We start from the raw sequence: 14,242 nt of genomic DNA on the forward strand, positions 1-14,242 counted from the left end.
GTGCTGGGTTGTTCGGCCGGCGGGCGGCGGGCACGGTGCTGGGTTGTTCGGCCGGTGGGGCTCTGGTTGCTCGGTGCGTCGTCGTGGCGGGGCACGGTGCGGTCAACGCCGCACGGGGTGAGCGAGGGCGCACGGTGCGGGCGTGGTGCGAGCGCGGCACCGTGCGGACTTGTCCTGCCGGTGCCGGATCGGTCGGCCTCGGTCAGCCGGCGACGCCGTGCTCGAACGCCCAGACGACCGCCTGGATGCGGTCGCGCAGCGCGAGCTTCTGCAGCACGTTCGACACGTGGGTCTTCACGGTGGCGTCACCGACGTACAGCTCGGCGGCGATCTCGGCGTTGCTGAGGCCCCGGGCGAGCAGCCGGAGCACCTCGGTCTCGCGCTCGGTGAGTCCGGCGGCTGCCAGCGCGCCGTCCGCGGTCCGCGCGCTCGCCACCGGTGCGGCGGTCGCACGGCTGATCACCCGGCGCGTGACGTCGGGCGCGAGCAGGGCGTCCCCGGCGGCGACGGTCCGGACGGCGTCGATCAGCCGTTCGGGGGAGGCGTTCTTCAGCAGGAAGCCGCTGGCACCCGCCTCGAGTGCCTGGAACAGTGCGTCGTCGCTGTCGAACGTCGTCAGGATGAGCACCGCCGGCGGGTCCGGCAACGCTGCGATCCGCCGAGCGGCCTCGAGTCCGTCGACGCCGGGCATCTGCACGTCGAGGCAGACCACGTCGGGGCGCAGGGCCCGGACGGCCTCGACCGCACGGGCGCCGTCGGGGGCCTCGCCGATCACCCGGAACCCCGGCTCGGACTCCAGGATCACGCGGAACCCGGCCCGCACCAGCTCCTGATCGTCTGCGAGCACGATCGTCAGGTCGGTCGCGCCGTTCGGGTCGTTCGTCTCGTTCACGTCGTCGGCAGCCATGCCCGCACCAGGTAGCCTCCCCGGGCGCGTGGCCCGATCTCGATCCGTCCGTCCACGGCTGCGACCCGCTCCCGCATGCCGATGTGCCCGAGGCCGCTGCCCGACGGGTTCCGCGCAGCACGGTCGCCGTGCCCGTCGTCGGTGACCTCGACCTCGACGCCGTCGTCGAGGTACCTGAGCCGGACGTCCGCGCGGGCGGTGGGGCCGGCGTGCTTGAGGACGTTCGTCACGGCCTCCTGCACGATCCGGTACGCGACGGCGGCGACCGTCGGCGGTACGGGACGCTCGTTGCCCACGACCACGTACTCGGTCGGGTGACCGGCGGCCCGAGCGGACTCGGCGAGCTCGACGATGCGTGCGATGCCCTCGGTGCTCGGAGCGTCCCCGACACCGCGGTCACCGATGCCCGGTTCGTCCGCCGACCGCAGGGTGCCGAGCATCCGCCGGAGTTCCTCGACAGCCGTGCGCGCGCTCTCCTCCACCACACCGAGCGATGCCGTCGCCTGCGCGGGATCCCGGTCGATGACCCGTCGGGCAGCGCCGGCCTGCACGCCCATCAGGGACACGTGGTGCGCGACGACGTCGTGCAGTTCGCGGGCGATCCGGACCCGCTCGATCGTCACGGCCTGGGCAGCACTGCGCTCTCGTTCGGCTGCCAGCTCCGCGGTGCGCTCGTCGAGCTGGTGCCGGGCGACGGCCGAGGCCCACGCCCGGTTGCCCGCGTACCAGGCGGCGCCGAAGTAGACGACGTTGATCACGATGTTCAGCAGCGAGTAGGCGATGTACGGCGGGATGAGGGCACCCTCGTCGTTGGGCAGTGCGTTCGGCACCGCCCACCCGAACGAGATCGCGAGGAACAGCCACGCGAACATCCCGCCGATGACGACCCACCGGACCGCCTCGGCACGGACCCGGTCGGAGCACCACGCGCCGACCGAGTACAGCGAGATGAACAGGGTGAAGTTCACGACGAACAGTTCGGGGACGTGCAACAGCTGGGTGGCTGCGAACGCCAGCGCGGACACCACGGCGGCCGACATCGGGAACCGGCGGCGGAACGCGATCGGGACCGCGTTCGCGACGATCATCAGGGCCGAGACCCACCAGACCGCCTGGTCGTCGCCGTAGATGCCGGACGCCCCGTACAAGACGGTGGTGATCGTCAGGCCGGCGGCGAGTACGAGCGCGAGCACGGCATCCTGCCGGTGCTCGCGGCGCCCCACGGGCAGCCGCGACCACTCCGCCGTCGTCCCCATGCAGCAAACGCTAGCGGGTGCCGCCCCCGTCCAGGCCGTCGAGGGCCGCGAGGACCGTCGTGACCTCGGCGCGCGTCGTGTAGTCGACGTGCACGTCCACGAACCGGACGACACCGTGCTCGTCGATGACGAAGACCGACGGGAACGGGATCGCGGCGGTTCCGTCGGCGTTGCTGTCGGCGACGTCGAACCCGAGCTCCGTGTGGGCTGCTCGTGCCTCGGGGCTGGGCGCCGTGACGACGCCGAACCGACCGGCGAGCACGTTCTCCGGGTCGGACAGGACCGGGAATGCCAGCTCGCCGTTCGCGATCGACTGCTCGGTGCCCTCGGGGGTCTGCGGCGAGACGGCGACGAGGCGTGCCCCGCGTCCCTGCAGCGCGGGGAGCAACTCCTGCTGGTAGGTGCGGAGCGTGAGGTTGCAGTACGGGCACCAGGCGCCGCGGTAGAACACGATCACGGTCGGCGTGTCACCACGCGCGGCGCCCAGTGACGTGGCGGCGCCCGTCGCGTCCAGCAGCGGAGCGTCCGGGGCGGCGTCCCCGACGGTGAGGACGCCGTCGGGGACGCCGTCGGCACGCAGGTCGGCCTGTTCCCGATCGAACACGGCGCTGAGCTCGGGGCCGATCTGCGCGGTGAAGCCGTCGTTGAACTCGTCGACTCGACGAGCGATGGTCTCGTGGGGCATCGGGTACTCCGTGGTCGTGGGCGGCCGGGTCGCCGTCGGAGGGAGCGTAGGCACGTCCCGGGGCTCGCGGTCCCGTCGCTCGTCACGGAGCGTCACGGAACCGGGTGGTCGGGGAGTAGCCTCCGGCCAACGAGCAGGGGAGTCACCATGCAGTTCCTCGTCAACGTCATCGACGACGGGCAGGCCGACGCCGCCGGTCGCACGGAGTCCGCCACCCAGGCCGAGGCCACTGCGGTCGATGCCCTCAACGAACGCCTGGGCGACGCCGTCGTGTTCGCCGCCGGGGTGTCCGCCCCCGCCGACGGCACGGTCGTCGACGCCCGTGGCGGCGGTTCGGACACCACGCCCGGACTGGTGGCCGACAGCTCCGAGTTCGTCGCGGGCTTCTGGGTCATGGAGCTGCCGGATGCCGCGACGGCGCTCCGTGTGGCGCACGAGGCGTCGCAGGCGTGCAACCGGAAGATCGAGCTGCGTCCGCTGCTGTGACGGCGGCGTCACCGTGCGGAGGGCCTCCGCGCCTGCCGACCACGGCGAGCACGGCGCTCGCCGCCGTGACGAGCGCCCCGACCATGAACGCCACCGCGTAGCCCGCCGTGCCGACGAGTGCGCCCGACGACGCCGCTCCCACGGCCTGCCCGAGCACCAATGCGACGAAGAGCATCGACGTCCCCGCCGACGACCGCGCAGCGTCGAGTTCGGTCGTCCAGGCGATCAGCGCCCCGGTCGCCGCCGTGTAGCCCCAACCGAACACCGCACACGCCAGCATCGCCACCGCCGTGGACTGCGGCGCGACACCGAGTGTGACGACGGCCACCGCCACGGCGCCCGCGGTCACCGCCCAGAGCGTCCGCGCGCGGAGTCCGCTCGTCCACCGAGCTGTCACGGCGACCGCAGCACCGCCGACCCCGAGCGCGATCCACGCCGACACCGACACCACGACGGGCGCGCCCGCGTCGACCAGCGCGGAGCGGCCGTAGGTCCACACGACCGCCGATCCGGCACCGAAGAGCAGCGCGAGCGCGATGACCCGTCGGTGCGCCGCGAACCACGCCGTCCCCGGTGCGGCTGGTCGGCCACCGCCGGACCCGCTCCGACGGGACACCACCAGCAGCACGACGCCGACGACGACTGCGAAGACCCCGGACCACGCCCAGGCCGTCCGCCAGTCCGGCAGGAGCACGAGTGCGAGCGCCCCGGCGGCGATCAGTCCCGGACCGGTCCCCGAGTTGACGACCGCCTGCGCCGTCCCCTGCACGGACCCCGGCACCGCGCGCGACACGAGCTGCACGAGGGCCGGTGAGGCGAGCCCGGCCCCGGTCGAGGCGACCACCGCGGCGATCCCGAAGGACCACGGCCCCGCCGCCGCTGCCATCGCGAGCGCACCGACCCCGGCGACCCCGGCGGCTGCGGCGACGAGCACCCGGGGGACGCGTGCGGCGACCAGGAACCCGACCACCGCGCCGACGCAGTACATCGCCGAGGCCCCCGAGGAGACCCACCCGGCGGCGTCCGGGCGCAGGCCGAGGTCGCGTTGGACGTCGGGCAGGAAGAGGCCGAACGCCAGGCGCACCAGCCCGTACGTCGCGGCGATCAGGGCCAGACCGCTGCCGAGGAACACCCACTGTCGTAACGAAAACGATCGTTTCACTTTTGAGAGCCTAGGGTGCTTGCATGGCGATGCGTCCAGGAACCGAGCAGCGGCTGCTCGACGCGGCCGAGGAGCTCTTCTTCACGCGGGGCATCGCCGCCACCCCGATCGACGCCGTGCTCGATCGCGCCGGGATCTCGAGCGCCACGCTCTACCGCGGGTACGCGAGCAAGGAAGCCCTGGTCGCCGCGGCCCTCGATCGCCGGCACGACGACTGGCTCGCCACGTGGGACCGCGCGGTCGAGGCTGCTCCGGACGACCGCGGCCGCCTGCTCGCGGTGTTCGACGCGCTCGACGAGTACCGGTCGACCGCCGCCGGCTCGCGCTGGTGCGCGTTCCTCGGGACCGCTGCCGAGTACGCGGACGCCCCAGCCGAGGTGCACGAGGTGCTCGACCGCGAGACCGGGGCGCTCCGGACCCGGCTGACCGAACGTGCCGCGCCCGTCGTCGGCGAGCGCGCCGGGGCCCTGGCCGACCAGCTGCTGCTCGTCGTCTCCGGGTACCTCGCGATGCGCCTGCGCGATCCGTCGGTCGGCACGGCGACGGCGCGTGCGGTCGCCGCGGCGCTCGTCGCGGCATCCTGACCGCTCGTCAGCGCCCCGGGGTTCTCCGACGCTGCGCTGGGTACCTTGCTCGGTGTGCAGCGACTCTCCTCGACCCTCGTGATGCAGCGCGTGACCCCTGACGGAACGGTGCCCCTCGGATGACCCGTTCGCGTGCGTCGACGATCACCCGTCGGTCGCTGCTGATCGGGGGAGCCGGCATCGTCGCCGCGGGTGCAGCCGCCGAGGCGGTGAACCTCGACCTGCTGCCGGGTCGGTCGACGATGTACCGCGTGCTCGGGCTCAACGGTGCCGACGGTACGATCCCCGACGTCGACCCGGTCCCCTCGGTCTCCGGCACCTTCATGTCGACCGCGCGGAAGGGGCGGACCGTCGGGTGGACCATCGCCGCTCCGGCGTCGGACACCCCGCTGCCGGTGGCCGTCGCGTTGCACGGCTACGGCGACGACCACGCGGCGTTCTTCGGGCGGGAGCTCGGCTGGGACCGGTTCCTCGCGGCGCACATCACGGGTGGCGGCGCTCCGTTCGCGATCGCCTCGATCGACGGCGGCAACCGCTACTGGCACCACCGTTCCGACGGGGACGACCCCGCGGCGATGGTCGTCGACGAGTTCCTGCCCCGGATCGCGCGGCGCGGGTTCGACACCGACCGGCTCGCGCTGACCGGGTACTCGATGGGCGGGTTCGGCGCCCTCCGGCTCGGCGGGGTGCTCGGTGCGTCCCGCGTCCGCGCCGTGTCGGCGATCAGTCCGGCGCTCTGGACGTCAGCAGCGGACACCGCCCGCGGAGCCTTCGACGACGCGGCCGACTTCCGTGCGAACACGGTCCTCGGTCGGCAGCGCGCGCTCGACGGGGTCGCCGTCCGTGTCGACTGCGGCAACGGTGACGGGTTCGCTCCGGCGGCGCACGCCTACGTCGACGGTTTCGCGACGCCGCCCGCCGGGGGCTTCGAGCCCGGCGCCCACACGCACGGCTACTGGCGCCGCCTGGCACCGCAGCAACTCGCCTTCCTCGGCCGTCACCTCGGTCGCTGACCCAGCCCGCGCCCTGGGCGGTCGCCGAGGCGGACGGGAGGCCCGTGGCGGCCCCGCACCGCGCCTCCAGGCGGTCGACCGGTCGCGCCCACGGCCCGTGCCGCGTGGCGAGCAGCGCTCAGGCTCGCCCGCGGTTGCGGCGCCGGATCTCCTTCGGCGCCCGACCAGCCATGAAGGACCTCGCAGGGTCGACGAGGAAGCCCTGTCGCAGGGCCTCGCGCCCGACGAGCATCCGGAACCCCATCTGGTCGCGGTTGCTCAGGGTGACCTCGGACACGACGGCGCGCCCGGCCAGGGTGATCGTGGTGAGCACGACGATGCGCTCCTGGGTGTGCCCGGTCGAGCTGCGGATGATGCGCCGGTCGTGCACGGCGCACTCGATCGTGACGGCGTCGGCATCGGTGTCCTGCCACGGGTGCACCGAGAACCGCACCCGGTCGCCCGGGAGTTCTTCGAGGTCGAACGCGTGCAGTGCCGAGCTGCGCGCACCGGTGTCGAGCTTGACCTTGATCCACGGCAGCCCGAGGTCCGGCAGGCCGGCCCACTCGCGCCAGCCGGCGACGACGAGCCCGCCGTCGGGGGACTTCGGAGCACGGGCCATGTGCCCATCCTGTCCCATGCGCGACTGTGCCGGTCAGGCGGGCGGGTTCGGCACCATCCGGACGGCGCTCTTCCGCGGCGGCCCGGGCAGCACCGAAACGCCGGCTGCCTCGGCCGCACGTGCTCCGTCGATGACCGCGGTCGCGCCGCCGAGCGACGGTGCCGGCCCCGCGGTCCCGAACAGTGCCCACGCCTCGCCCCCCGGGTCGAACCTCGAGTCGTAGCGGAGTGCATCGACCCGGTCCTTGAACAGCTCGGCCCATGCCTGCGTCGCGGCGTAGTCGCCCATTGTCGTGAGTTCGCTCGTGACCCCGAAGCGTGCAGCGCCCGCGCCGCTGACGTGGGCGGAGCTCGCATCGGACGGCGGGGTGATCGTCGAGACGCGGAGGACGGCAGCGTCGGCAGCGCTCACTTCGTTGCGGCGGACCTTCGGGCCGAAGAACTCCCGGACAGCGGTCGAGGCCGCGGCTGCGAAGCAGCACGTGCCGTTCGGTTCCCGGAGGTTGAAGCGGCCGTGGGGGTGGCTGGCGAAGTACCAGGGCGCGAACTCGGCGAGGTGCGCGCGGAACACCTCGGCGGGGAGTCTGCCCCCGTCGGGGAAGCCGGTCAGGTCGAGACCGGCCTGTGGCGCGGTCTGGACGACGTCGGTGCGTGCGACGGCGGTCATCCGAGTCGGAACGCTCCGGCGAGTGCGGCGAGACGGACCGCTTCGTCCGCGCGGTCCGTCCGGAGCGCCTGGGCCGGCGTGAGTCCGTCGAGTTCGTCCGCCGGCGCGTTCAACCACACGGCATCGCCCCAGGGGTCGACCCGGTCGGGGTCCAGGCCGGCCAGGACACCGCGCAACCGTGGCAGCAGGATGCCCCGTGCATCGAACTGGAACGACGGGTAGAGCCGGAAGCCGTCGGCCGACAGCACGCAGAGCACGTCGCCGACCTTGGCCTGCGCGTCGAGGGTCTGGCGGCTCATCTGGAACCACTTCCGCAGGCCGGCAGTGTCGTAGAACGGTCCGACGCGGTCGTCGAGCACATCGGCGCCGGGGATGCTGGCGAGCATCCGCTCCGCTACGGCGTCCATCGATCCGTTCACCCGCTCGACCTCGGCGAGGTCGATCAGGTCGACGTGCCGCAGGAGTGCGGCCACGAGGCGATCCCTGAGGTCGTCGGCCGGACCGGTGGAGGTCGTGGTCGGTGGCGCGACCGCCTCGGTCGGGGACGGTCTGCGCGATCGGACACGCCACTCGGACGACGCGGGTCGCCGCGACGTCGACCGTCCGGACCCTGCGAGTCGAGGGGTCCGGTTGCTCCGGGTCGCCCGGAGACCGTGCTGGTTCTTCGTCATCGCACACCGTCCGATCAGTCAATCCAGCGTACCGCACATGCGTCAAAAGAGTACAACGCGCTCGCTCTCCAAGGCGGTCGGCGGCATCGCGGCGCGGGCGTGCTTGGATGGACCGTCGCCGTCGATCCCACCCCGCGGAGAACCCCTCGATGAAACTCGCCATCCTGTCCCGCGCCCCGCAGGCGTACTCGACCCAGCGCCTCCGTGCTGCGGCGCTCGACCGCGGCCACGACGTCAAGGTGCTGAACACGCTGCGCTTCGCGATCGACCTGTCCGGCGAGGACCCGGACCTGCTGTACCGCGGCAAGCTCCTGTCCGACTACGACGCGGTGCTGCCCCGGATCGGCAACTCGATCACCTACTACGGCACCGCGGTGGTGCGGCAGTTCGAACAGATGGACGTGTACACGCCGAACACCGCGACGGGCATCACGAACTCCCGCGACAAGCTCCGGGCGAACCAGATCCTGTCCCGCCACCACATCGGCATGCCCGCGACGACGTTCGTGAACAGCCGGGCCGACGTCCGCGGCGCGATCGAACGGGTCGGCGGGGCTCCGGTCGTGATCAAGCTGCTCGAGGGCACGCAGGGGATCGGCGTGATCCTGGCGCCGGAGGAGAAGGTCGCCGAGTCGATCGTCGAGACGCTGCACTCGACGAAGCAGAACGTCCTGATCCAGTCGTTCATCTCGGAGAGCCGCGGTCGTGACATCCGCGCGCTCGTCGTCGGCGACCGGGTGGTGGCCGCGATGCGCAGGACGGCGTCGGGGGACGAGTTCCGGTCCAACGTGCACCGTGGCGGCACCGTCGAGAAGGTCACGCTGTCGCCGGAGTACGAGGCGGTCGCGGTCCGGTCGGCGCAGATCATGGGGCTCAAGGTCGCCGGTGTCGACATGCTCGAGGGCAACGACGGTCCGCTCGTGATGGAGGTCAACTCGTCACCGGGGCTCGAGGGCATCGAGCGTGCGACGGGCTTGGACGTCGCCGGCGCGATCATCGACTTCATCGGCAACCAGGTGGCCTTCCCCGAGATCGACGTGCGCCAGCGGCTCAGTGTGTCGACGGGCTACGGCGTCGCCGAGCTGCTCGTGCACACCAACGCCGACCTGGTCGGGAAGACGATCAAGGAGTCGGGACTGTGGGACCGGGACATCACCGTGCTGACCCTGCACCGGGGCGCGACCGTCATCCCGAACCCGCGCAGTGGCGTCGAGCTGCAGGCCAGTGACCGGCTGCTCTGCTTCGGCAAGCTCGAGGAGATGCGCTCGATGGTGCCGGACCGTCGACGCCGTCGCAGCAAGATCCGGAAGCTCCCGAAGGACGCCTGACACCGCGCGTCCAGCCGAGCCGGACTGCACACACAGGTGAAATGAGGAAGTATGTGTCGGTGACGATCATGACGGAACGGCCGGTCGACCGGGCAGCGAGCAGTGACCGGGCGCCGAGCAGTGAACCCGAGCAGCCCGGCAACGCCACGGCGAAGCACCACAACGTCTCGCTGCTGTCCGTGGCGACGACGACCGCCGAACGCGTGACGACCTCTGCGGACATCGAAGCGCGGCTGCGCGGCGTGCTCCGCCGCCTCCGTCTGCCGATGGGACTGCTCGAGCGGGTCGCCGGTGTGATCGAGCGCCGCAACTGGGGCGAGGGCCAGACCTTCCAGGACGCCGCCATCGACGCCGGCCGTCGCGCCATGGCCGAGGCGGGGGTGCGTCCGGACGAGATCGGGCTGCTGATCAACACCTCGGTGACCCGTCCGCACCTCGAGCCGTCGGTCGCCGTGCGCCTGCACCACGGGCTCGGTCTGCCGTCGTCCGCGATCAACTTCGACATCGCGAACGCCTGCCTGGGGTTCGTCAACGCCATGAGCGTCGCCGCGGGCATGATCGACTCCGGTCAGATCAAGTACGCGCTCGTCGTCGACGGCGAGGACGCCGACCAGGTGCAGCTCAACACCATCGACCGCCTGAACCAGGGCGGTCGGAACCGCAAGGACTTCATGAGCGAGTTCGCGAGCCTGACCCTCGGGTCCGGTGCCGCGGCCGCCGTGCTGGGCCCGGCGGACCTGCACCCCGAGGGACACCGGATCGTCGGCGGCGTCACCCGCGCGGCGACCCAGTGGTACGACCTGTGCGTCGGCAGCGTGGACGGCATGTTCACGGACGCCAAGATGCTACTCAAGGGCGGCATGGAGCTCGTCGTCGCGGCCTGGACCGAGGCCCGTGCCCACTTCGACTGGGCCGACATGGACCGCTACGTCCTGCACCAGGTCTCCGACGTGCACACCAACGCGTTCGTCGAGGCAATCGGCATCCCGCGCGACAAGGTCCCCACCACCTACCAGCGCTTCGGCAACGTCGGCCCGGCGTCGATCCCGATCACCCTGGCCGACGAGGTCGAGTCCGGCGGCATCCGCCGCGGTGACCGCGTGTTCCTGGGTGGCGTCGGTTCCGGCATCAACACGGCGATGATGGAACTCCACTGGTGAGGTCCCGGCTGCCCCGCGTCGCCGCGAGCACGGCTCCGGCGACGCAGCCGCCCTCCCTGCCCGGACTCGACCCGGCCTGGTCACGCCTGGTCACGGTGCCGGAATGGTCCGAGAACCGTTCGGGAGGCACGGATCGCGCCGCGCGCACCTGGCACCTCCTCGACACGGCCGGGTCCCTGGCGGCGCTCGGCGTGGAACCGGTCGGCACCATCCTGTGCGTGCACGGCAACCCCACGTGGTCGTACCTGTGGCGGTCGGTGCTCCGCACCTCGCTCGAGGTCGCCCAGGCCGGTGGCCCGGCCTGGCGCGTGGTCGCCGTCGACCAACTCGACATGGGCTTCTCGGAGCGCACCGGGGTGGAACGGGGGCTGCCGCAGCGCGTCGCGGACCTCGGCGCCCTGACCGACGAACTCGGGCTGACCGGCCCGGTCGTCACCCTCGGCCACGACTGGGGCGGAGTCGTGTCGCTCGGATGGGCGGTCGACCACCCCGACGTCCTGGCTGCCGTGATGACGTGCAACACCGCCGTGCACCAGCCCGACGACGCCCCGATCCCGGCGCCGCTGCGGCTCGCCCTGGGGCCGGGGCTGCTCGGCCGTGCGACCGTCGTGACGCCTGCGTTCCTCGAGACGACGCTCGGCATCGCGCACCCGAAGCTCGACCGTGCCGTGGCCGACGGCTACCGTGCCCCCTACCGCGGTGCCGCGCGTCGTGGCGGCATCGGCGGCTTCGTGGCGGACATCCCCGTCGACGCCCGGCACCGGAGTGCGCCCGAGCTCGACCGGATCGCCGCCGGGGTCGCTGCGCTCGACGTCCCGGCGCTGCTGCTCTGGGGTCCCCGCGATCCGGTGTTCCTGGAGCGCTACCTCGACGATCTGTCCGAGCGGCTGCCGCAGGCCGACGTGCACCGCTTCGAGGGTGCCGGCCACCTGTTGCCCGACGACGCCGACGTGGCGGGCGCGGTGTTCGACTGGATCGGCGACCGTCTGCCGGACGGACACGTGCCTGCTCCAGCCGAGAAGGGCCTCCCGGTCGACGCCGACCAGTCGACCGACGTGAGCCGCCCGCTCGGCGCCGCGCTCGAGGACCTGCGCGACAGCGACGAACCCGCCCTGGTGGAGATGGCCGCGGCCGGCGGCCCCCGGACGATCACGTGGCGTCTGCTCGCCCGTCGGGTGGACGAGATCGCCGCCGGGCTGGACGACCTCGGTGTCCGGAGCGGTGACCGTGTCTCGCTCCTCGTCACCCCGGGAGCCGACCTGACGGCCGTCCTGTACGCCTGCGTGCGGATCGGCGCGGTCGTCGTGGTGGCGGATGCCGGACTGGGGCTGCGCGGTCTGACCCGTGCGGTCCGCGGAGCCCGGCCCGACTGGATCATCGGCGCGCTGCCCGGACTCGGAGCCGCTCGTGCACTCGGCTGGCCGGGTCGGCGCATCGCGACCGTCCCGCTGCCCGCACCCGCGCGGCGTGCGCTGCGCGTCGAGCACACGCTCGTCGACGTCGCCCGGCGGGGTGCCCGTCGGGGTGCCCGTCGGCTCGCGCACGGTTCCGTGCTGCCCACGGTGCCGGCGTCCGATGCTCCGGCCGCGATCCTGTTCACGTCCGGTTCGACCGGCCCGGCGAAGGGCGTCGTCTACACGCACGGACAGCTCGGTGCCGTCCGCGACGTCCTGGCGGCCCAGTACGACATCGGTGTCGGCACCGGCCTCGTCGCGGGCTTCGCACCCTTCGCGCTGCTCGGACCGGCCCTCGGTGCCCGGTCGGTGGCGCCGGACATGGACGTCACCGCGCCCCGGACCCTGACCGCGCGCGCCGTCGCGGCCTCGGTGGCCGCTGCCGACGCGACCGTCGTGTTCCTGTCGCCGGCGGCGCTGGCGAACGTCGTGGCGACGGCATCGGTGCTGACCGACGCCGACCGTGCGGCACTCGCGCGCGTCCGGTTGTTCCTGTCGGCGGGCGCCCCGGTGTCGGCCGCGCTGCTGACCGCGGCGACCGAGCTGATGCCGAACGCGAGTGCGCACACCCCCTACGGCATGACCGAGGGGCTGCTCATGACCGACGTCGACCTGGACGGCGTCCGTTCGGCGGCGGCCTCGGACGACGAGGGCATCTGCGTCGGGCTCCCGGCGGCGAACGTGCGGGTGCGGATCGCGCCGCTCGACGCCGCGGGTGCAGCGACCGGTGGGCTGACCGACGCGGCGGGCGTCACCGGCGAGATCGTCGTCGTGGCACCACACGTGCGCGACCACTACGACCGGCTCTGGCGGACGAACCGCGTCGCGCGGCTCGGCGTCGAGGACCCGCGCGGACACCGCACCGGTGACGTCGGACACCTGGACGCGTCCGGGCGCCTCTGGGTCGAGGGGCGGATGCAGCACGTGCTCACCACCCCGGACGGTGTCGTCACCCCGGTCGGACCGGAGCAGCGCATCGAGGGCGTACCCGGAGTCGGCCGTGCCGGCGTCGCAGGGATCGGCCCGCGCGGGACGCAGCAGGTCGTGGCCGTCGTCGAGACCACCGGCGGGCGACGTGCCCGACGGCCTGCCCTGGCTCCGCCGGCGTTGGCAGCTTCGGTCCGTGCCGCGGCCGGGGTCCCGCTCGCAGCGGTGCTGACCGTGCCCGTGCTGCCGACCGACATCCGGCACAACTCGAAGGTCGACCGCGCCCGGCTGTCCCGCTGGGCGACCTCGGTGCTGTCGGGTGGACGGATGGCCCGCCCGTGACGGTCCTGGTCACCGGCGCCAGCGGGTTCCTCGGACAGGCGACCGCCGCAGCCGTGCGGGACGCCGGACACGAGGTCCGCACGTTCCAGCGACGGCCGTCCGGGGTCGCGGGCGTGCAGGACGTCGCCGGTTCGATGACCGATGCCGCCGCGGTGGCACGCGCGGTCGACGGGGTCGACGCCGTCGTGCACCTCGCCGCGAAGGTCTCCCTGGCGGGTGACCCGGCCGACTTCGTCCGTGTGAACGTCGACGGCACCCGAGCACTCGTCGACGCCGCACGCCGTGCCGGCGCCCGGCGGTTCGTGTTCGTCTCGTCGCCGTCGGTCGCGCACACCGGATCGTCGCTCGTCGGCGCCGGAGCCGGTGTCGCCGAACCCGATCGTGCTCGTGGCGACTACGCCCGCACGAAGGCCGCGGCCGAACTCCTCGCGCTCGACGCCGACGCTCCGGGGTTCGCCGTCGTCGCCGTCCGGCCGCACCTGGTGTGGGGGCCGGGGGACACGCAGCTGATCGGCCGGATCGTCGAGCGGGCACGGGCCGGGCGCCTGCCGCTGCTCGACTCCGGTGCCGCCCTGATCGACACCCTGTACGTCGACAACGCCGCGTCGGCCATGGTCGCGGCGCTCGAGCACGCGGCCGACGACGACGTGCACGGCAACGCCTACGTCGTCACGAACGGCGAACCCCGGCCCGTCGCGGACCTGCTCGCCGGGATCTGCGCGGCCTCGGGTGTGCCTGCACCGCGGTGGCACGTGCCGGCTGTCGTGGCCCGGGCCGCGGGGTCGCTCGTCGAGGCCGTGTGGCGGGTGCGTCCGGGGCAGGACGAGCCGCCGATGACGCGGTTCCTCGCCGAGCAGCTGTCGACGGCGCACTGGTTCGACCAACGCCGCACCCGAGCCGACCTGCAGTGGTCCCCGTCGGTGTCGATCGACGAGGGTCTCGCGCGCTTGGCGGCGGCCGCGGCGGTGGACGGCCCCCGAGTCTCGCGCTGAGCGACAGT

General features: G+C 73.0%; 14 protein-coding genes. 7 read left to right on the forward strand and 7 right to left on the reverse strand.

Annotated elements, in window-relative coordinates; all coding sequences use genetic code 11:
- Nucleotides 1-202: 202 nt before the first annotated feature.
- Genes GVL05_RS13195 through GVL05_RS13205 form a run of 3 tightly spaced genes read right to left on the reverse strand, consistent with a single transcriptional unit; the run spans nucleotide 203 to nucleotide 2,848 of the window.
- Entirely contained in the window at nucleotides 203-907 is a 705-nt protein-coding gene (locus GVL05_RS13195; RefSeq protein ID WP_123291748.1) for a response regulator transcription factor, read from the reverse strand.
- Nucleotides 889-2,163 (reverse strand): sensor histidine kinase, encoded by a 1,275-nt coding sequence (locus tag GVL05_RS13200; protein WP_235035977.1) that lies wholly within the window; start codon nucleotides 2,161-2,163, stop codon nucleotides 889-891. Before GVL05_RS13200 ends, GVL05_RS13195 begins: the two co-directional genes overlap by 19 nt.
- Before the next feature lie 10 nt (nucleotides 2,164-2,173).
- Nucleotides 2,174-2,848: a peroxiredoxin-like family protein gene (locus tag GVL05_RS13205; protein ID WP_159573396.1), complete on the reverse strand. Its 675-nt coding sequence runs from the start codon at nucleotides 2,846-2,848 to the stop codon at nucleotides 2,174-2,176.
- Between the two features lie 147 nt (nucleotides 2,849-2,995).
- Between GVL05_RS13205 and GVL05_RS13210 the strand changes: the two genes are divergently transcribed.
- Nucleotides 2,996-3,334, forward strand: coding sequence for a YciI family protein (locus GVL05_RS13210; RefSeq protein ID WP_159573397.1), 339 nt, complete (start codon nucleotides 2,996-2,998; stop codon nucleotides 3,332-3,334).
- On the opposite strand, the gene GVL05_RS13215 is transcribed toward GVL05_RS13210, so the two are convergent.
- Complete coding sequence (locus GVL05_RS13215) at nucleotides 3,240-4,496, reverse strand: MFS transporter (RefSeq protein WP_159573398.1); 1,257 nt, start codon at nucleotides 4,494-4,496, stop codon at nucleotides 3,240-3,242. The genes GVL05_RS13210 and GVL05_RS13215 overlap by 95 nt on opposite strands.
- 23 nt (nucleotides 4,497-4,519) lie before the next feature.
- Here GVL05_RS13215 and GVL05_RS13220 point away from each other — a divergent pair, with 23 nt between their 5' ends.
- Together GVL05_RS13220 and GVL05_RS13225 are read left to right on the forward strand one after the other, a co-directional pair.
- On the forward strand, nucleotides 4,520-5,080 hold the full coding sequence (locus GVL05_RS13220; RefSeq protein WP_159573399.1) for a TetR/AcrR family transcriptional regulator: 561 nt from the start codon (nucleotides 4,520-4,522) through the stop codon (nucleotides 5,078-5,080).
- 119 nt (nucleotides 5,081-5,199) lie between these two features.
- Nucleotides 5,200-6,093: an alpha/beta hydrolase family protein gene (locus GVL05_RS13225; RefSeq protein WP_200849229.1), complete on the forward strand. Its 894-nt coding sequence runs from the start codon at nucleotides 5,200-5,202 to the stop codon at nucleotides 6,091-6,093.
- A gap of 118 nt (nucleotides 6,094-6,211) precedes the next feature.
- Here GVL05_RS13225 and GVL05_RS13230 read toward each other — a convergent pair whose 3' ends face one another.
- From GVL05_RS13230 to GVL05_RS13240, 3 genes are read right to left on the reverse strand one after another with little or no spacing between them, the layout of a single operon-like run.
- Nucleotides 6,212-6,694, reverse strand: coding sequence for a RimK/LysX family protein (locus GVL05_RS13230; protein ID WP_159573400.1), 483 nt, complete (start codon nucleotides 6,692-6,694; stop codon nucleotides 6,212-6,214).
- A gap of 33 nt (nucleotides 6,695-6,727) precedes the next feature.
- Nucleotides 6,728-7,360: an RES family NAD+ phosphorylase gene (locus GVL05_RS13235; RefSeq protein WP_159573401.1), complete on the reverse strand. Its 633-nt coding sequence runs from the start codon at nucleotides 7,358-7,360 to the stop codon at nucleotides 6,728-6,730.
- Nucleotides 7,357-7,833, reverse strand: a complete 477-nt coding sequence (locus tag GVL05_RS13240) for a hypothetical protein (protein WP_159573402.1) — start codon at nucleotides 7,831-7,833, stop codon at nucleotides 7,357-7,359. Before GVL05_RS13240 ends, GVL05_RS13235 begins: the two co-directional genes overlap by 4 nt.
- Nucleotides 7,834-8,180: 347 nt before the next feature.
- Here GVL05_RS13240 and rimK point away from each other — a divergent pair, with 347 nt between their 5' ends.
- The 4 genes from rimK to GVL05_RS13260 are packed head-to-tail and all read left to right on the forward strand — an operon-like array spanning nucleotide 8,181 to nucleotide 14,234.
- Nucleotides 8,181-9,359: a 30S ribosomal protein S6--L-glutamate ligase gene (rimK, locus tag GVL05_RS13245; protein ID WP_123291758.1), complete on the forward strand. Its 1,179-nt coding sequence runs from the start codon at nucleotides 8,181-8,183 to the stop codon at nucleotides 9,357-9,359.
- Between the two features lie 53 nt (nucleotides 9,360-9,412).
- Entirely contained in the window at nucleotides 9,413-10,519 is a 1,107-nt protein-coding gene (locus tag GVL05_RS13250) for a 3-oxoacyl-ACP synthase III (protein ID WP_111084764.1), read from the forward strand.
- Nucleotides 10,516-13,242: an alpha/beta fold hydrolase gene (locus GVL05_RS13255; RefSeq protein ID WP_235035978.1), complete on the forward strand. Its 2,727-nt coding sequence runs from the start codon at nucleotides 10,516-10,518 to the stop codon at nucleotides 13,240-13,242. Before GVL05_RS13250 ends, GVL05_RS13255 begins: the two co-directional genes overlap by 4 nt.
- The gene (locus tag GVL05_RS13260) at nucleotides 13,239-14,234 is read left to right on the forward strand and encodes an NAD(P)-dependent oxidoreductase (RefSeq protein ID WP_159573403.1); all 996 of its coding nucleotides are present in this window, start codon (nucleotides 13,239-13,241) and stop codon (nucleotides 14,232-14,234) included. Before GVL05_RS13255 ends, GVL05_RS13260 begins: the two co-directional genes overlap by 4 nt.
- Nucleotides 14,235-14,242: the final 8 nt, after the last annotated feature.

This window comes from Curtobacterium sp. 18060, from assembly GCF_902706105.1.
Taxonomy (GTDB): domain Bacteria; phylum Actinomycetota; class Actinomycetes; order Actinomycetales; family Microbacteriaceae; genus Curtobacterium.

Bases quoted from the DNA above. Each gene is read 5' to 3' on its own strand.
- GVL05_RS13195 (WP_123291748.1), bottom strand. From the start codon at position 907: ATGGCTGCCGACGACGTGAACGAGACGAACGACCCGAACGGCGCGACC.
- GVL05_RS13200 (WP_235035977.1), bottom strand. From the start codon at position 2,163: ATGGGGACGACGGCGGAGTGGTCGCGGCTGCCCGTGGGGCGCCGCGAG.
- GVL05_RS13205 (WP_159573396.1), bottom strand. From the start codon at position 2,848: ATGCCCCACGAGACCATCGCTCGTCGAGTCGACGAGTTCAACGACGGC.
- GVL05_RS13210 (WP_159573397.1), top strand. From the start codon at position 2,996: ATGCAGTTCCTCGTCAACGTCATCGACGACGGGCAGGCCGACGCCGCC.
- GVL05_RS13220 (WP_159573399.1), top strand. From the start codon at position 4,520: ATGGCGATGCGTCCAGGAACCGAGCAGCGGCTGCTCGACGCGGCCGAG.
- GVL05_RS13225 (WP_200849229.1), top strand. From the start codon at position 5,200: ATGACCCGTTCGCGTGCGTCGACGATCACCCGTCGGTCGCTGCTGATC.
- GVL05_RS13230 (WP_159573400.1), bottom strand. From the start codon at position 6,694: ATGGCCCGTGCTCCGAAGTCCCCCGACGGCGGGCTCGTCGTCGCCGGC.
- GVL05_RS13235 (WP_159573401.1), bottom strand. From the start codon at position 7,360: ATGACCGCCGTCGCACGCACCGACGTCGTCCAGACCGCGCCACAGGCC.
- rimK (WP_123291758.1), top strand. From the start codon at position 8,181: ATGAAACTCGCCATCCTGTCCCGCGCCCCGCAGGCGTACTCGACCCAG.